We start from the raw sequence: 18845 nt of genomic DNA on the forward strand, positions 1-18845 counted from the left end.
GCAGTCTGTTGTACATCGGACGGGCATATGAAAGGCTCGTGCCGCCGAGAAGCCGATATAAAAAGAAACTCGTTCCCCTTCCGACGCCGGAATTTTACACATTTTATAACGGAAAAGAAAAATGGGAGAAGGAAAAAGAGCTCCGTCTGTCAGACGCCTATATTGTAAAAGACGGTGAACCGAGTCTGGAATTAAAAGTAAAGGTCATCAATATCCGCCCGGAAGAGCATCATGAGATCCTGGAGAAATGTCAGGTGCTGAAAGAATACAGCCAGTTTATGGAAACGGTACAGAACTATCAGATCTCCGGCGTGGAAGAACCGTATAAAAAGGCAATTAAAGAGTGCGTTGAAAAAGGAATTCTTGCTGATTATTTAATGCGAAAAGGAAGCGAGGTTGTCAATATGCTGTTGGATGAATATGATTATGAAACAGATATCGAAGTGCAGAGAGAAGAAGCAAGAGAGCAAGGGCGAGCAGAAGGCAGAGAGGAAGGACGAGAACAAGGACGAGCAGAGGGAAGAAAGCAAGGGAAGGAAGAAGGCAGAGAAGAAGGTCGAAAAGAAGAAAAAAGAGCTCTCGTTCAGAAAAAACTTGAAAAGGGGAAAACAATTTCTCAAATCGCAGATGATCTTGAAGATACAGAAGAAAATATTGCTCACCTGATCGAAGAGTTTCATCTTCGGGTGTAGAGCGGCGGCAGTTTATCAAGAGATCGGATAGCGCCCATATGCAGACAGATTTTCCCGAAACAGCAAAAGAAATAAAAACAAAAGACAAAAAAAAATAAAAAAATTCGTTTGTTCTATTGACATTTCATAAAAAGTGGTGGTACTATTATGCACAAAATTTTTATGTATAAATACAGGCATCAAAGGAGGATGTGGAACAATGTGTGGAATTGTAGGATTCATCGGAGAACAGCCGGCAGCGCCGATTCTTTTGGAAGGGCTTTCAAAGCTGGAGTACAGAGGGTATGATTCGGCGGGAATCGCGGTTCGTAATGAAAAGACGGATAAGATCGCGATAGTAAAGGCAAAGGGGCGTTTGAAGATCCTTGCAGAAAAAACAGATAACGGGAAAAGTGTGCGAGGCACATGCGGGATCGGTCATACACGATGGGCCACTCACGGCGAACCTTCCGAGAATAATGCACATCCTCACTGCACGGATGATAAATCCGTTGTTCTTGTGCATAACGGGATTATCGAAAACTATCAAGAATTAAAGACAAAGCTTCAGAAAACGGGATATACGTTTTATTCACAGACAGACACGGAGATCGCGGTAAAACTGATAGATTATTATTATAAGAAGACCGGAACACCTCTTGAGGCGCTTACAAGGGCTATGCTTAGAATAAGAGGATCATATGCTTTCGGAGTGATGTTCCGCGATTGTCCGGGCAGATTGTTTGCGGCCAGAAAAGACAGCCCGCTTATTATCGGAAAGAGTAAAAAAGGCTGCCTGATCGCGTCAGACGTTCCGGCGATTCTGGATCGTACAAGAAACGTATATTATATAGGCAATCTTGAAATAGCGGAGATGACTTCGGAGGAAGTGCATTTTTATAATATCGACCGGGAAGAGATACAAAAAGAAATGACAGAGATCAAGTGGGATGCCGAGTCAGCCGAAAAAGGCGGGTATGAACACTTTATGTTAAAAGAGATACATGAGCAGCCGAAAGCCGTTCAGGATACGCTGGGCGCTTATATAAAAGACGGTGCGATTGACTTTTCGGAAGCAGGTCTGACAGACGAGCAACTAAAAAGCATTGAGAGGATCTATGTTGCGGCATGCGGATCGGCGTATCATGTCGGAGTTGTCGGAAAATATGTGACGGAAAGTCTGGCAGGTATTCCGGCAGAAGTGGATCTCGCATCTGAATTCCGTTATCGCAACCCGATTCTTGCGCCGAATTCGGCGTTGATCGTCGTATCACAGTCAGGAGAGACGGCAGACAGTCTTGCCGCCTTGCGTCTTGCAAAAGAGAAAGGAATTCCGGTTATCGGGATCGTCAATGTGGTCGGCTCAAGCATTGCAAGAGAAAGCGATCATGTCTTATACACATATGCAGGCCCCGAGATCTCGGTTGCGACGACAAAGGCGTACAGCGCACAGTTGGCGGCAATGTACCTTCTCGCCGTACAGATGGCAAAAGTAAAAGGCAGAATAGATGAGAAACGGCATGGAGAATTGCTCGAGGAACTGTGCAGAATTCCCGATAAGATTCAGAAAGCGCTTGACGATAAAGAGCGGATACAGTGGTTTGCAAGTAAATATGCGAATGCAAAAGATGTATTTTTTATCGGGCGCGGCATCGATTATGCAATCAGTCTGGAAGGAAGCCTCAAGATGAAGGAGATCAGTTATATCCATTCAGAAGCATATGCGGCAGGAGAGCTGAAGCATGGAACAATCAGTCTCATCGAAGACGGAATTCTTGTCGTGGGAGTCTTAACTCAGAACGATCTGTTTGAGAAAACATTGAGCAATATGGTCGAGGTAAAAAGCAGAGGCGCATATTTGATGGGACTTACGACATATGGAAACTACAGCGTGGAAGATACGGCGGACTTTTCCGTTTATGTGCCGAAAACAGAAGAATATTTTTCCGCAAGTCTTGCGATCGTGCCGCTTCAGCTTATGGGATATTACGTCAGTGTCGCAAAAGGTTTGGATGTTGACAAACCGCGGAATCTGGCAAAATCCGTAACAGTAGAATAATTTTTACATCGTGTGAAGAAATTATACTTTTAATATCTGAATAAAAATGCATATTCTCTCTTTTTAATATATTTATAAGAGAAAATATGCATTTTGTATTTGAAAATATACATTTTGGAGAGTTGACAAGGAACAGATGTTAGCCTATTATTAAAAATGTATCGTGAAAATTATGATAAAAGTAATGTTTGTTTATAGTGAATTTAAACAGCGGTCTATAAAAGGCAGCATATCTATCTAATGTGTTTTATTGAAAGTTGATAAATGACATAGGGATATGCTGTTTTGGCGTGTCATGAAAAAACTTAAACACATTAATGCGTTATCGCAATGATAGAATGAAGCGCCGTGAAAATGTTGAAACTAGGTATTGGAATTCAAAGTTAAGGAGCGGCGCACAAAATGGCAAAAATAATTGATACACACAGTCATATATTACCCGGGATCGATGACGGGGCTGGTTCATGGAAAGAAGCGCTTTGCATGTTGAAAACAGCGCAGGCTCAGGGAATCAGAAGAGTGATCGCAACTCCTCACTGGGGAGGACCTTTCGGTTATACCGATCCGGTGCAGATCAGAGAACTCTGTTTTACATTACAGGAAAAAGCAAGACGTCACAATATCAGTGTGAAAATTTATCAGGGGCAGGAAGTGATGTACACCGAGGAAGCGGCGGACAGGATTGCAAACGGCGAGATCCTTACATTGGCGGACAGCCGGTATGTACTGGCTGAATTTTATCAGGGAATCGGGTATTCGGGAATTTTTCGGGCAGTACAGCGCTTTACACAGTCGGGATACAGTCCGATCATCGCTCATGCAGAGAGATATGAAGCGCTGAAAGATATCGGGCGTCTGGAAGAACTACGAAAGCAGGGAGCATATATACAGTTGAATTTCAGGGCGATCGGGGGAAAGTGGCATGATTTTACAACACGTTGGTGCAGGAAAGCTCTGAAAGAAGGATTTGTTCATTTTGTCGGAACGGATATGCATAATATGAGAACGAGAAAACCGGAGACAGAATCCGCAGTAGTGTGGATGGAGAAGCATCTGGAGCCGGATTATGTAAAAAAACTGTTTTTAAAAAATCCCGAGAAGATTTTAAGAAACGAGCGTTTGTAAGAAAAACATTGTAAAACATAGTCAATTTATGTAAAAAAGACGCATTGTAAAATGAGAAACAGGGAAAAAGTGAAGAAAATACTGGTAAATGGAATTAATTTATTTCCTTATAGAAAAATATGATATATAATTAGAAGGATTAATATATTACGAACAGAGAGACGGATAATAGAGGAAGTGATAAAATATGGAAAAAACACATGATGAAGAAATGGCAATCGACCTGTGGGAGTTAATTTCCGCACTGAAAAAGCGGGCGCTGATTATTTTGGCGGCGTGTCTGCTTGGCGGTGTTGTGGCAGGTGTATATACAAAACTTTGCATCACCCCGATGTATACGGCGACATCATCGATGCTTGTGACAACACAGGAAACAACGCTTACGTCTATTGCGGACCTTCAGCTTGGAAGCGCTCTTACGGGAGATTACAGTATTCTTGCGACAAGCCGGAGCGTTCTTGAAGAGGTGATCGAAGATCTGGGTCTGAACATGAATCATCACCAACTGAGAGGAAGTATTACGATCACCAATCCGGAAGGAACGCATATTATGGAAGTGACGGCCAGAAGTTCCGATCCCGAGACCGCAAAAAAGATTGCGGACACTATGGCGGTTGTTTCAGCGCAGTATATAAAAGAAAAAATGGAGGTGGCTCCTCCTAAGATCATCGAAGAGGCGGAAGTTCCGTCATCCCCGGTCAGCCCGAGTATGAATAAAAACGTTATGATGGGCGCGCTGGCAGGATTTGCTCTTGCGGCGGCGATCGTGATTTTGTTTGCGATCATGAATGATTCGATCAAAACAGAGGATGATATCGAAAGAGCGCTCGGCATTCCGACACTTGCCGTGATTCCGGACAGAAAAGATTATATAGATGATCATGGCGGCAGTAAAAAGAAGAAAGGCAAAAGAAGGAGGCAGAGTAAATGGCGGAACAAAAGGTGATAATGACAGATCCGAGACAAGAGGATTATTTTTATCAGGAAGCAATTAAGACGCTGCGAACGAATATCCAGTTTGCCGGGATGGATGTAAAGACAATTCTGTTTACAAGCTGCTATCCGAACGAAGGAAAGAGCGATATTACGTTCCAACTTTCGCAGGAGATCGGAAAATTAGGGAAAAAGGTACTTCTTCTCGACGCCGATATCCGCAAGTCGATACTCGCATCCCGGTACGGAGTGGGAAAACAGGTTCAGGGATTATCAAATTACTTGAGCGGTCAGGCTTCTATCGCGGAGATTATTTATCGTACGAACTATGAGAATATGGATATCATTTTTTCAGGTTCATTTGCGCCGAATCCGTCAGAACTGCTTGGGCAGGAAGCGTTTGGAACGCTTTTGGGAGCGGTGAGAGAACATTATGATTATATCATTGTAGATACGCCGCCGATCGGAAGTATTATCGATGCGGCGATCGTCGCAAAACAGTGCGACGGGGCGGTGCTCGTATTTGAAAGCGAACTTGTGAGCAGTAAGGAGGCGGCTCGAGTCAAAGAACAGCTTCTGATGACAGGGTGCAGACTGATCGGAGCCGTGCTTAATAAGGTAGATGTAAAGAAGAATAAATACTATCACAGATATGACTATTACTATCATGGATATCAGGAAAAAAAGGAAGTTACAAAAAAAAATAAAGAAAAATAAAACGGTACTCAGATAATGGGAGGGGATCGGAAAGAAACAGATGAAAAAGAAAAAATATTTGAAATGGTGGATCGCGGCGGTATCAGCGGTTTTCATTGTAGGAGCGGGAATATTTGTATATACGCAGTATAAGGCGGCACAGACGTCGGGAGACGTCGCCACGAAAGACGGAACATCCGCCTCGGCATCGGATATTACATGGAACGGCAAGACATACAGTTACAATGAACATTTGAGTAACTTTTTGTTCCTCGGTATTGATACAAAAGAAAAGGCAGAGACAAAAACAGGTCAGGCAGACGCCGGGCAGGCGGACGCGTTGTATCTTCTGTCATGGAATCGGCTGGAAGGAGATATTACAGTGATCAGCATTCCGAGAGATACGATGACTCAGATCGAAACGTTCGGTCCGGGCGGAAAAAGTCTCGGAAAGAGCAAAGATCATATCAGTTTATCTTATGCATACGGTGACGGCGGATATGAAAGCTGTGAGCTGGCGGAAAATGCAGTTTCCGAATTGCTTTACGGACTGCCGATAGACGGGTACTGTGCTTTGAATATGGATGGACTTCCTGTTTTGACAGACAGCGTCGGAGGCGTAACAGTAACCGTGCCGAACGACAGTCTGGCGGAAGTTGACCCCGGATATGCAAAAGGAGCGGTGGTCACTTTGAAAGGTGAAGATACAGAACAGTTTGTTCGATACAGAAATACGGAGATCAGCCAGAGCGCGATCGCACGTATGGAGCGCCAGCAGGAATATATCAGAGCATTCGGCGAAGCTTTAAAAAAGGCATCTGCAGATAAAGCGCTTGTTACCGATCTGTACAAGGCGATTGAACCGTATATGGTAACGAATATGGGGAAAAGTCGTTTTGTTGATCTGACGGAAAGTGTATCAGAAGGCAAAAAGGTGAACCGATGGACGATTCCGGGAGAAGGAATTCAAGGTAAAGAATATGATGAATACGTCGTAGATGATGATGCTTTGTATGAAAAGACAGTTGAGACATTTTATGTAGAGAAAAAATAAAGTGCAGAAAGAACAGAGACGGCATATGAAAAAGATATCTAAGATAATAGGAAGCGTTCTTATCACAGCCGCAGCAGTTTGCCTTGGCATCGGAGTTTATCAATTTACGAAAGAACAAAACGCCGGAAAAGGGTATCAGGATCTTTCGGAAGAAGTGAAAAAAGAACCGGAAGATGAAGGTTCAAAATCAAAAGTTGATATCCCGATCGATTTTGCGGCGCTAAAGGAAAAGAATCCCGATGTGTATGCGTGGATCAGTATACCGGGAACGGCGATAGACTATCCGGTTCTCCAAAGGGAGAATGACAACACATACTATTTGGATCACACGATCGATCATGAAGAAAAGACCGAAGGAGCGATTTTTACGGAGAATTACAACAATACTGATTTTGAAGATCCGAATACGGTCATTTACGGGCATGACATGAGAAACGGTTCGATGTTTAAAGGACTGCTCGACTATCGGGATAAAACATTTTTTGATCAAAACAAAGAAGTGCTGATCTATACGCCGGATGCAATACGACATTATAAAATATTCGCTGCGTATCCGTATGACAGCAGACATTTGCTTAGAAGTTTTGACTTTACAGATAAAGAAGTGTATCAGCAGTATTTATACCGTATCTTTGCAATCCGCGATATGAATGCGAGCATTGATACAACAGCGCAGGTGGGGACGGACGATAAGATCCTGACCTTATCAACATGCTATGCAAACCAGCCGGATATGAGGTTTCTTGTTCAGGCAGTGTTGGTTTCCATAGAACAATAAGGCAAAAGAAAATCATTTATCAGAGAAAGGAAGAGTGAACAATATGAAAAAGAAAATCATGGGTGTAATTTTGGCGGCAACGCTTATCGTATCACAGGCAGTAACGGCGTTTGCAGGAAGTAAAACGTCAGAAGTTGTGCTTCCGAATGATTTTGCGGCTTATTATACCGTAACGGAAGGAACAAGAGAGGCATTTGCAGAGGCAGAGGCAGTTTCCCCACAGACAGTTGACGCGATCATAGAAGTAAATAACGGAAGCATGACTCTTGCACAGCTTGTTGCAGATATGAAAGAACTGCTCAAAGCAGAAGGCGCAGCAGGACTGAAGATGACAGAAGAACAGGTCGACGCTCTGGCGGCAGATCTGGGTTCCAGAACGTTTGTCACAAAGTTTTTTGACCTTGAGCCTGTAAACGGCGGGATTAAAGATGACAACGGAGACTACCTTGTAACATTAAGCGTGCCGGCAATTTCCACAGCTATGACAGAAGTAGCGTTTCTTCACTTCAGCACAGACCGCGCGGCATGGGAAGTTGTGGAAGCGTCAGACGTAGATTATACAAACAAAGAGATCACTGCGTCCTTTAAAGATCTTTCGCCGGTTGCCGTGATCGCAAAAGTAGATACGTCCGCAGACAATGCGATCGGAACGTCTCCGCAGACAGGAAGATTCCCTGTTTCCGTACTTTGGATCGGTGCAGCAGTAATCCTTGGTGCGACAGGCGTTATTGTGTTAAGAAAACGCAAAGAAAAATAAATATTGAATGTGCCTTGAAAGGCTGACGGTAAGGAATGGCTCGATGATAAGAAATATTTTCGGGCTATTTTCTTGCAAAAATCAGGGGAAAAACGGCTATTTTCCGGTAATGTATAGTAACAAAAGAACCGGATACGCAAAAGACAAAAATTTACGAAACAGTAAAAAGAAAAAGAAAGAAATAGCAGTTAAAGAAGTATGAAAGATAAACTAGAGGGACAGCAGTTAAAAACATCAAAACATGAAAGATGGATTTGGAGAGATAACAGAGGAAATTACAGATGAGAGGAAAGACTACATTTCATATAAGATGGAAATTATTTTTTTACGATGTGATCGTATTTGCAGTGACGTCTGTATTTCTGCTTGTATTATATGAAGGACCGGTAAAATTGACGCAGAGAGGGGAATTGCAGCAGATGCTTCTTGCATTTGTATGCGTATTTGCCTGCCGGCTGGTCGGAAAGATATATGGGCAGATATGGAGATACGGGGGAATTCAATGCTACATGCGTTTAGTTTGTACGGATTGTGTGGCATTTTTAATATATGTGATTTTGGAATCTGTTCTTCCGGTCGCTCATATCTCATTTCCGCGCCTTCTGGTGTTGAGTACGGTAAACACCATGGGAGCGCTGATCATGAGAATGTCTTACCGTTATGCGTATAAGTGCAGCAACCTGGAAACTTTTTCAGGTAAAATTTTAGCCGCACTGCTGAAAATATTTGCCGGAATTGAAGTGGGGGAAACAAGAGACGATCAGAAGATCAAAGTGGCGATCATAGGGGCAGGAAATGTCGGAGTTACTCTGGCAGGGGAACTGTTGGCAAACAAGATGGCATCCTATGTGCCGAAATGTTTTGTGGATATCGATAAATCAAAAGGCGGACGAGAGATACAGGGACTTCCCGTATTATCTGAAAACGAGGCGACGTTTCAGAAACTGAAAAAATACGGAATACAGGAAATTATCTTTGCGCTGCCGTCTATGGCGGATGAAAGAAGAACAGAGCGATATCTTTATTATAAAAATGCCGGATATAAAGTGAAGATGTACGATTATCCTAAGATGCAGATGGCAGGCGGAAAGAGATCGCTTCGAGAATTTGATATAGAAGAACTGCTATTTAGAGCTCCGAGAAAGCTTACGAACGAAAAGACAGATGCTTATTATAATGATAAAGTAATCCTCGTCACAGGAGGAGGCGGGTCGATCGGATCGGAACTGTGCAGACAGATTGTAAAAATGGGGCCGAAAAAATTGATCATCCTTGACGTTTATGAAAACGGAGCTTACGATCTTCAACAGGAGTTAAGAATCGCATATGGCAACGAACCGGGCATCAGTGTGGAAATCGCTTCGATTACAGATTCAAAAGCAATGGAGCGTGTATTTTCAAAATATCATCCCCAGATCGTTATTAATGCGGCTGCCCATAAACATGTTCCACTTATGGAAAATAACTGCATCGAAGCGATCAATAACAACGTGTTCGGAACGGCGGTTGTCGTTGAGATGTGCGAGAAATACGGCGCAGAACGCTTTATGATGGTTTCGACAGATAAAGCGGTTAATCCGACTAACGTGATGGGTGCAACGAAGAGAATGTGCGAAATGATCGTGCAAAGCGCCAGCATTAACGGAAAAGTAAAATACAGCGCGACAAGATTCGGAAACGTATTAGGAAGCGCAGGAAGTGTAATTCCTCTGTTTAAACGTCAGATCCAAAACGGTGGACCGATCACACTTACAGATAAAAGGATCATCCGCTACTTTATGACGATTCCGGAGGCGTCTCAGCTCGTGTTGGAGAGCGGCGTGATTGCTCACAATGGCGAACTGCTTGTTCTCGACATGGGAAAACCGATCAAGATACTGGATCTTGCAGAAAATATGATCCATCTGTCAGGAGCAAATAATATTAAGATCGTAGAGACAGGACTCCGTCCGGGAGAAAAGCTGTATGAAGAACTTCTTGTTAAGACAGAAGAACTTGATAAGACCGAAAACGATCTCATCTTTAGAGAAAAAGATAAGCCATTGCCGACAGAAGCAATCCGTGAAAAATTAAGAATGCTCAAAGACGTCTGTGAAAACGGAGACGATGAGCAGGCAAGAGAAATGCTGCGCAAAGTTGTGCCGACATTTAAAAGACCGGAAGAAGTGAACCGGGAAGTAGGCGATGAAGTAGAGCCGGAGGATAACAGCTTCCTTCGGTGAAGAATGAAAGCCTGAAATTCTTGGATAAGGTGAAGAGATACGATGAAAAGTGCGGATCGGCATTGGCAGATAAAGTGTGCGGCAGGAGTAATCAAAAGGAAAATAATATAATAAACATAAGTAAAAAGAAAGAATCTACAGGAGAGAGAAAATGAAGAGGAAAGCTTATGACGGGATTTATAATCAATACATTAAGCGGGGAATTGATTTTTGTCTTGCATTGGTCGGTCTGATCATTGCAGCAATTCCGATGGCAATCGTTGCAGTTGCTATTAAAGCGGAATCAAAAGGTCCTGTGATCTTTAAACAGGATCGAATCGGTTATAAGGGAAAAGTATATAAAATGTATAAATTTCGCAGCATGTGTGTCGGAGCAGAAAAAGGAGGCGTTTATTCGGATAATAAAGACAGCCGCGTGACAAAAGTCGGAAAATTCATACGCGCAACGAGTATTGATGAACTGCCCCAGCTTGTGAATATTTTGAAAGGGGATATGGCGCTGATCGGTTTTCGCAGTCCGCTTACATATCATCCGTGGCCATGGAGTGAATATACAGAGGAACAGAAGAAGATGTTTAACGTACGTCCGGGAATTACAGGCTGGGCGCAGGTGAACGGAAGAAAAACAGTTGAATGGAATAAACGTATCGAATTGAACGGTTGGTATGCAGAGCATGTTTCCTTTTGGTTGGACGTAAAGATTTTATTTATGACAGTATTTAAAGTACTTACAAATGCCGACAACGAAAACGTCGGAGAAACAGTGAAACAAAAATAGAAACAGATATTGCTATAGAAAATGACGGAAGATCAAATAAAACGATCAAAAGAAAAGCAGACAAAAACAGAGGGGATGATCAGATGCCATTAAAATTGATGTATATTACAAATTCAGAAGATGTCGCTCACATTGCAGAAGAAGCAGGCGTTGACCGTATTTTTGTCGATATGGAATATATCGGCAAAACCGACCGGCAGGGCGGGATGGACACAGTGCAGTCCAGACATACGGCGGATGATGTGAGGAGGCTTGCGCAGTGCTTAAATAAATCAGAGCTGTTTGTAAGAGTAAATCCGATTCATGAAAAAACAGATAAATATAGCTCGTCAAAAGAAGAAATCGACGAAGTGATCGAAGCCGGAGCGGATCTCTTGATGCTGCCTTATTTTAAAACGGCAGAGGAAGTTCAGACATTTGTAAAATATGTGGATGGCAGAGCAAAAACAGTTCTTTTGGTTGAAACACCCGAAGCGGCGGCTATTGCAGAGAATCTGGTAAAAATTCCGGGGATTGATGAGATGTTTATCGGATTGAATGATTTATCACTAGGTTACGGTAAAAATTTTATGTTTGAACTGCTGCTTGACGGTACGGTTGAAGAACTCTGTCTGAAATTCAGAAAAGGCGGAATCCCTTATGGATTTGGCGGAATTGCTTCATTAGGGAAAGGAATGCTTCCTTCGGAATATGTGATCAAAGAACATTATCGTCTTGGTTCTACATGTGCGATTTTGTCACGGAGTTTCTGCAGGACAGATCAAGTGACAGACTTAAAAGAGATTCAGAAGATTTTTGAAACTGAATTGCCGAAAATACGGGAACTTGAAGAAGAATGCAGAGTATATAGTGAATATTTTTGGAAAAACAGACAACAGGTTGAGACAAAAATAAGACAAATCTGCGAATGTGAGGATGCGAAATGAATTTATTAGTAACAGGAGCATGGCAAGGAGCAAAAGACGGGATTGAACAATTAAAAACGCTGGGGCATCAGGTAGAATTTTTGCAGTTTGAAAAAGATGAGCTTCCGTGTTCATATGAATGGGTTGAAGGAGTTATATGCAACGGACTATTTCTTTCGCATCCGATCAAGCGATTTACTCATTTAAAATATATTCAACTGACAAGCGCCGGATTTGACAGAGTTGATATGCAGTATGTAAAAAAACATAATATTGAGATACATAATGCAAGAGGGGTATATAGTATCCCAATGGCAGAGTTCGCAATATTCGGAGTATTAGAACTGTATAAACAAGGCAAATTCTTTCAGCAGAATCAGGCGGAAAAACGGTGGGAAAAACAAAGAAATCTGTCAGAATTGTTCGGAAAGCAAGTATGCATTGCAGGCTGCGGCAATGTCGGAACAGAATGTGCAAAACGTTTCTCTGCTTTTGGATGCAGAATAACGGGTGTAGATCTGTATCCGAGAGAAGATGAAAACTATGGAAAAATGGTTGGAATCGAGAACCTGTCCGACGTTCTCTCCAAAAGTGATATCGTTATATTGACTTTGCCGCTGACTAAGGAGACAAGGCATTTGATGAACGAAGAAAAATTCAGCCAAATGAAAGACGGGGCGATCCTTGTAAATATTGCAAGAGGCGCTGTCGTAGATACAGAAGCGTTGATGCGGGAGATGCCAAGACTTGGCGGAGCGGTGCTGGATGTGTTTGAAGAAGAACCGCTGCGGGAAGATAGTCCGTTATGGGAGATGGAGAAAGTTATAGTGACACCGCATAACAGCTTTGTCGGGGATGGAAATGCCCGGAGACTGGCAGGAGTGATCTATGAAAATATAAGGAGAGAATTAAGTGATAAATATACAAGTTTTAAAAGTAATGTTTAATAAAATGGATTCATGTATAAAAATGAACCGGGGGGGGGGTAAATCTTTTTTACAGAATGCGTTATGGAATGGGAATTGTTTGGAATTATCTAAGATATAAAGCGACTATTTCCGATTATTTTGAGTTGAGGTTTTTTGAAAAAAACAGCAAAGAGAAAAAGGAATATTTGACATCTAAAGATGGATTGCGTTTTGCACAGTATGTCGATTCACAAGAGGTTTTTACTCAGTTATGCAGTAAAAAAGAAATGTATCGTGAATTGAAAAAATATGTGAAGCGAGATCAATTATATTCAGCCGAATCTAAAAAGGAAGATTTTGAAAAATTTGTAGATAAGCATAATTCATTTTTATATAAGCCAGATGTGGCTGATTGCGGTAGAGGGATAGAAAAATGGACAGTTTCAAAAGGAAGTATTGAAGATTTGTATAATAAATTTAAAGAAAGTCCAGCAGTTTTGGATGAATTAGTAACACAACATCAAGAATTGAGTAAATTAAACCCTAGTAGTGTAAATACAATAAGAATATTTACAGTTATGATCGGGAATGAATGTGAAATTATAGGGGCAGCTTTAAGGATGGGCGTAGGAGATACCGTTATAGATAATTATTCAGCAGGGGGAGTTGTAGGCTCGATAGATGAAAAAACGGGGATTGTAAGAGATGATGGGGAGGATGCAATCGGAAGAAGATATGAGATGCATCCAACTTCAAAAATAAGAATGAAAGGATTTAAAATTCCGAATTGGGAAACTGTTATAGAATTTGTTCGAGAATGCGCACAGAACTATCCGCTGAAATATGTGGCTTGGGATATTGCTATCAGAGAAAATGATTGTGTATTGATTGAAGCTAATCCAAATGGAATGGCAAATGTAATTCAAATTGCGGGAGCAAAAGGAAGAAAGAAGCAATATGAAGAATTAAGAAGAAAAATAGAGGAAATAAGGAGAAACTAATGTCATATTATAGTGCAGAAGAAATGAAAAAAACTTTGAAGGATTACCCAAAGTTTCAAAAAAGGTTATATTGCAGAGGATTTTTAATTACAAATGAAAAACAAAATGTAAATTTAGAATATCCGTTTTATGCAAATTGGAAAGAAGAAACGATAGGACATTCATTTTATATGTATACGCATAAGGAGACATATGCTTATACATTTGAAAAAAATCAAGTTATACATTTTATAATAGGACATGCATATGATCCATATAATATGCTTGTTAATGAAAATGAAATTTTGAAAAAATTAGCTTCGGCTAGGGAAAAAAGTGAAGCTGATTATTGGGATGCAGAGAGCAATTTGACGGGTGTTTTTTGTGTAGGATATGTAACGGAAAATCAAATTGTTTATACAACTGATTGTGCAGGAATGCAGCTTGTTTATCATGGAATAATTGGCGATAAGCTCTATATTACTTCACATGCAAAGTTAGTCGCAGATTTAAAAGGGTTGAAACAACCTGAATATATAGAGAGGCTTACAACAAATAAGTATTGGCATTATTGGGGGACATGGCTTCCGGGGGATTTGTCACCATTTGATGAACTGAAAAGAATGGTTCCGAATCATTTTGGATCATATGAAAAAAAACAAAATAGTATAGAAGTGGTAAGATTTTATCCAACTGAGAAAATTGTAGAGACGAAGACACAAGAAGAATATGAAAATACAATTCATGAATTAGGAAACATTATGTCGAATACAATGGAATGTATTGCAAAAAAATGGCCTGAAAAGAAAGTGTCTATTTCGGTGACTGGTGGAAGGGACAGTATGACAGCATTGTCATGTGCTAATAAAGTGTATGATAAGCTACATTATTTCAGCTATATATCCAATGTTGATGAATCTGTTGATGCCTATGCGGCGAAAGAGATTTTAGCACATTTAGGACTTGAACATGAACTTTATGAAATTCCTGAAAACTGGGATGGATATAAAGATTTGCCAGTGTTTAAAAAGGTTATGGAATGTAATAATGGATGCATTGGTGCAAACAATACAAATGATTTGAAAAAACGGTTATATTTTACAGAGAATCCTCCATGTGATATGGAAATTAAATCATGGGTAAATGAGATGGGACGCGGATGGTATTATAATAAATATAATAAAAAGAAATTTCCGCAATATCCGTATGCAAGTTATTGGAGAGCAATGCACAAAGTTTATGTTGGTAAATATTTGATCAAAGAGACAGATAATGTATTTGCAGAATATTTAAGAAAGTATTATGATAAAAAAACTTTTGATAATCTTTCGTGGTTAGAATTATATTTTTGGGAATTTGCGTGGAGTGGCGGAGAAGGGATTTTTTTGACTACAGAACATAGAGTTTCTTATGATATTACGATTCCATTTAATAATAGAAAATATGTGGAATTAATGCTGACAGTTCCATTAGAAAAACGTAAGGTAGATGATATACCGATTGATTTGATTACATATATGGAACCGAGAATAGCTGAGACAGGAATAACTGTGCATGATATTTCACATACAAATTTTCGGGCGTTTGTTGTGCGTAATTATTTGGAAATATTTTCAAAGATTAGGTTTGGAAGAAAAAGGGAGAAGTTTTAATGGGGTATGGAATAATAACACTGTTGCCAGCATTGCTGGTCATTGTTGTTGCGATAAAGTCTAAAAGAACGACAGAGGCATTGTTGATAGGATGTGTTTCATCATATTTGATTATTGCTGCTGCAAATAAAAGTAATCCGGTAACATTAATGGTAGATTCATTTTTTAAAGTAGTTACAGATTATGATACAGTATGGTTGTTGATTGTTTGTGGACTTTTTGGCAGTTTGATAGCGGTTATAAATGCTGCGAGAGGAACTCATGCGATTGCTAATTTATTGGGAAAAATTTGTAAAACAGGTAAAAGTACATTATTTACGTCATGGTTATTGGGAATTATTATTTTTGTTGATGATTATATGAATATTATGACTATTAGTGCTTGTACCAAAAAATTATCTGATTTAAGAAAAGTGCCAAGGGAAGCACTTGCATATGTTATTGATTCTACTGGTGCACCTGTATGTGTATTATTGCCATTTTCAACGTGGGCGATTTTCTTTGCAGGAATTTTTTATGAACAGTCAGAAATTGTAGATTTGGGATATGGTAGTGCGATGGTAACGTATATACATGCGATTCCATATATGTTTTATGCATTAGTAGCAGTCATTATCGTACCATTATTTATATTTGGGGTAATACCGAGATTAGGCGCTATGAAAAGAGCATATAAGCGCGTTGAAGAAACAGGAGAAGTGTATAGCAAAGAAAGTCAGAAGTGGAATAAAAATGAAAATGAAGAAGTTAATAAAGAAGCAAAAGTTGTGGATTTTCTTTTGCCAATCTTGACAATGATTATAGTTCAATTAACAGTAGGAGATATGTTTATTGCAATTATAGCGGCGATACTTGCAGCAGGAATTATTTATATCCCGCGCAAAAAGATGAGAACGAATCAGTTCTGTGATTTATGGGTTCAAGGATTTGCGGATTCAGTTTCTGCATTGGTAATTATTGTTGCTGCTTTGTGGATGAGGCAGGCATCAGCAGATATTAATTTGCCAGACTATGTGATTAGTGTAGTTGAACCATTTGTAAATGCTAATATATATCCTTTGGTAGCATTTATTGTTGTAGCAGTGTTGGGCTTTATAACAGGAAGTAACTGGGGAATACCGGCGGTTTGTGCGCCTATTATTATTCCATTAGGTGCTGCGTGTGGAGCAAATTTATTAATTGTAATAGCGGCTATTGTATGTGGTGGAACTTTCTGTAGTCATGCTTGTTTTTATTCAGATGCTACAGTTATAACATCTTCCAGTTGTGGGATTGAAAATATGGAACATGTTTATTCACAGTTGCCATATACGATGATTGCAGCAGGTATAGCAAGTATTTTGTTTTTAATAGCCGGTTTCATTTTTTGATAAGGGGGAAAGAGCTAAATGAAAGTGCTTTTGACAGCGACTGTGCAAAGTCACATTTGTCAATTTCATAAACCACTTGTTGAAGTATTACATAAACATGGGTGTGAAGTCCATGTAGCTGCAAGAGATAATTTGGCAGAAAAAAATGGATTAAAACTTGATTTTGTTGAGAAAGTTTATGATATACCATTTGCCCGTTCGCCTAAAAGTAAAGATAATATACAGGCTTATAAGGAATTAAAACATATTATTAATAATGAAAACTATGATGTGATTCATTGTAATACTCCAATGGGAGGAATTGTTACTAGATTGGCTGCAAAGCAGGTCAGAAAGCAAGGCACTAAAGTTTATTATACAGCACATGGATTTCATTTTTATAAAGGTGCGCCGAAAAAGAACTGGATTGTGTTTTATCCCATTGAAAAATACTTTTCAAGAATGACAGATAAGCTGATTACCATTACGAAGGAGGATTACCACCTAGCAAGCCAAAAGTTTCATTGTAAAGTGGAGCGGATTCATGGCGTAGGCGTGGATGAAAACCGATATCATTCCGTACTTCAAGAAGAACAAATGGAAATCAGAAAACAGTTTGGCTTTACTGATGGACAAAAGATTATTTTATGTGTAGGGGAACTGCTTCCAAACAAAAATCAGCAAATGATTATTCACGCTATGCAGAAAATTGTAAAAAAATATCCGGATGCACAACTGCTTCTTGCGGGAAATGGATCAGAAAAAGAAAATCTTGAAAATTTGATAAAATCTTTGAGATTGACTGAAAATATAAAAATGCTGGGATATGTTACGAATCTTCAGGAATATCAGAAGATTGCTGATGTGTCAGTTTCTTGCAGTAAAAGAGAAGGACTTCCGCTGAATATTGTAGAAGCTATGTTATCAGGAACTCCGGTTGTGGCTTCTGTAAATAGAGGACATAGAGAATTGATACAAAATGGGAAGAATGGATTTCTTATAGATGTAAATGATTGTGAAAGGATGGCTGATAAGGTTTTACAGATATTGACCGATACGCAGTTGTATGGAGAAATTCAAAAAAATGCTAATGTATACGCACAGGCATATACATTTAGAAATGTAAAAAGAGAACTTTCGAAAGTGTATGGTTTTAAAGATGAATGAAAAAATAAGTGTGATTATGGGGATTTATAATTGTGCAGAAACATTAGAAGAAGCACTTGATTGTATTGTAAAACAAACATATACAAATTGGGAAGTAATTATGTGCGATGATTGTTCTACAGATCATACGGTTAAAATTGCAGAAAAGTATGTTATAGAATATCCGAATCAATTTGTGTTATTAAAAAATGATGAAAATAAAGGATTGAATTATACGCTTAATAAATGCTTAAAATCTGCAGATGGTGATTATATAGCTCGTATGGATGGCGATGATTTGTGTGCAGAAGATCGATTTGAAAAAGAGGTAGAAGCATTGAGAAAGAACCCTAAAATTGCCATTGTTAGTACAGATATGTCTTTTTTTGATGAGAATGGTGTGTGGGGGAAAACATATACAGAATTGTATCCGACAAAAGAAAGCTTTTTGAAAGGGACTCCCTTTTGTCATGCGGCATGTATGGTAAGGAAAGAGGCATATGAAAAAGTAAAAGGATACAGTATAAGTGATAGATTATTAAGGGTAGAAGATTATCATTTATGGATTAAAATGTATGCAAAGGGGTTCAAAGGGATGAATCTTCAAGAATCGTTGTATTCTATGAGAGATGATCGAAATGCACAAGGACGGAGAAAATTCAAATATCGGATTAATGAGGCTTATGTAAAAGGATATGCAATTAAAGAGTTGAATTTGAAAAAAAACAACTATTTAACATGTTTGATTCCAATATTGAAAGGAATGGTTCCTTCGTTTATTTATCGTATTATGCATAGAAAAAGCTTGAAAAGTAGTTAAATATCAGAGTTT

General features: G+C 39.7%; 17 protein-coding genes. All 17 read left to right on the top strand.

The window, feature by feature from the left end; all coding sequences use genetic code 11:
- Positions 1 to 692 (top strand): hypothetical protein (locus RUMTOR_RS11050; RefSeq protein ID WP_044998267.1); only part of this gene is annotated, 692 nt, incomplete at its 5' end.
- A gap of 199 nt (positions 693 to 891) precedes the next feature.
- Complete coding sequence (glmS, locus tag RUMTOR_RS11055; protein WP_004847921.1) at positions 892 to 2730, top strand: glutamine--fructose-6-phosphate transaminase (isomerizing); 1839 nt, start codon at positions 892 to 894, stop codon at positions 2728 to 2730.
- 402 nt (positions 2731 to 3132) lie between these two features.
- The gene (locus tag RUMTOR_RS11060; protein WP_004847923.1) at positions 3133 to 3855 is read left to right on the top strand and encodes a CpsB/CapC family capsule biosynthesis tyrosine phosphatase; all 723 of its coding nucleotides are present in this window, start codon (positions 3133 to 3135) and stop codon (positions 3853 to 3855) included.
- A gap of 187 nt (positions 3856 to 4042) precedes the next feature.
- Positions 4043 to 4801 (top strand): YveK family protein, encoded by a 759-nt coding sequence (locus tag RUMTOR_RS11065; RefSeq protein WP_004847925.1) that lies wholly within the window; start codon positions 4043 to 4045, stop codon positions 4799 to 4801.
- Positions 4783 to 5505, top strand: a complete 723-nt coding sequence (locus tag RUMTOR_RS11070; RefSeq protein WP_004847928.1) for a CpsD/CapB family tyrosine-protein kinase — start codon at positions 4783 to 4785, stop codon at positions 5503 to 5505. Before RUMTOR_RS11065 ends, RUMTOR_RS11070 begins: the two co-directional genes overlap by 19 nt.
- A 40-nt stretch (positions 5506 to 5545) precedes the next feature.
- Complete coding sequence (locus tag RUMTOR_RS11075) at positions 5546 to 6538, top strand: LCP family protein (protein WP_004847930.1); 993 nt, start codon at positions 5546 to 5548, stop codon at positions 6536 to 6538.
- 25 nt (positions 6539 to 6563) lie between these two features.
- A complete protein-coding gene (srtB, locus tag RUMTOR_RS11080) occupies positions 6564 to 7316 on the top strand; it encodes a class B sortase (protein ID WP_004847932.1) in 753 nt (250 codons plus the stop codon).
- A 43-nt stretch (positions 7317 to 7359) separates the two neighbouring features.
- On the top strand, positions 7360 to 8073 hold the full coding sequence (locus RUMTOR_RS11085; RefSeq protein ID WP_004847933.1) for an LPXTG cell wall anchor domain-containing protein: 714 nt from the start codon (positions 7360 to 7362) through the stop codon (positions 8071 to 8073).
- 281 nt (positions 8074 to 8354) lie between these two features.
- Positions 8355 to 10295, top strand: coding sequence for a nucleoside-diphosphate sugar epimerase/dehydratase (locus RUMTOR_RS11095; RefSeq protein WP_004847937.1), 1941 nt, complete (start codon positions 8355 to 8357; stop codon positions 10293 to 10295).
- 151 nt (positions 10296 to 10446) lie between these two features.
- Positions 10447 to 11073, top strand: a complete 627-nt coding sequence (locus tag RUMTOR_RS11100; RefSeq protein WP_004847942.1) for a sugar transferase — start codon at positions 10447 to 10449, stop codon at positions 11071 to 11073.
- A gap of 83 nt (positions 11074 to 11156) precedes the next feature.
- Positions 11157 to 11999: an aldolase/citrate lyase family protein gene (locus tag RUMTOR_RS11105; protein ID WP_004847943.1), complete on the top strand. Its 843-nt coding sequence runs from the start codon at positions 11157 to 11159 to the stop codon at positions 11997 to 11999.
- A complete protein-coding gene (locus RUMTOR_RS11110) occupies positions 11996 to 12925 on the top strand; it encodes an NAD(P)-dependent oxidoreductase (protein ID WP_004847944.1) in 930 nt (309 codons plus the stop codon). The genes RUMTOR_RS11105 and RUMTOR_RS11110 overlap by 4 nt, the downstream gene beginning before the upstream one ends.
- 68 nt (positions 12926 to 12993) lie before the next feature.
- Entirely contained in the window at positions 12994 to 13887 is an 894-nt protein-coding gene (locus tag RUMTOR_RS11115; protein WP_162776434.1) for a sugar-transfer associated ATP-grasp domain-containing protein, read from the top strand.
- Positions 13887 to 15518 carry a hypothetical protein gene (locus tag RUMTOR_RS11120; RefSeq protein ID WP_004847947.1) on the top strand — a complete coding sequence of 544 codons (1632 nt, stop codon included), beginning with the start codon at positions 13887 to 13889 and terminating at the stop codon, positions 15516 to 15518. Before RUMTOR_RS11115 ends, RUMTOR_RS11120 begins: the two co-directional genes overlap by 1 nt.
- Positions 15518 to 16888, top strand: a complete 1371-nt coding sequence (locus RUMTOR_RS11125; protein WP_004847948.1) for a Na+/H+ antiporter NhaC family protein — start codon at positions 15518 to 15520, stop codon at positions 16886 to 16888. Before RUMTOR_RS11120 ends, RUMTOR_RS11125 begins: the two co-directional genes overlap by 1 nt.
- 18 nt (positions 16889 to 16906) lie before the next feature.
- Positions 16907 to 18034 (top strand): glycosyltransferase family 4 protein, encoded by a 1128-nt coding sequence (locus tag RUMTOR_RS11130; protein ID WP_004847950.1) that lies wholly within the window; start codon positions 16907 to 16909, stop codon positions 18032 to 18034.
- Entirely contained in the window at positions 18027 to 18833 is an 807-nt protein-coding gene (locus tag RUMTOR_RS11135) for a glycosyltransferase (protein ID WP_242647705.1), read from the top strand. Before RUMTOR_RS11130 ends, RUMTOR_RS11135 begins: the two co-directional genes overlap by 8 nt.
- The last annotated feature ends 12 nt before the right edge of the window (positions 18834 to 18845 follow it).

Source organism: [Ruminococcus] torques ATCC 27756, assembly GCF_000153925.1.
Taxonomy (GTDB): domain Bacteria; phylum Bacillota; class Clostridia; order Lachnospirales; family Lachnospiraceae; genus Mediterraneibacter; species Mediterraneibacter torques.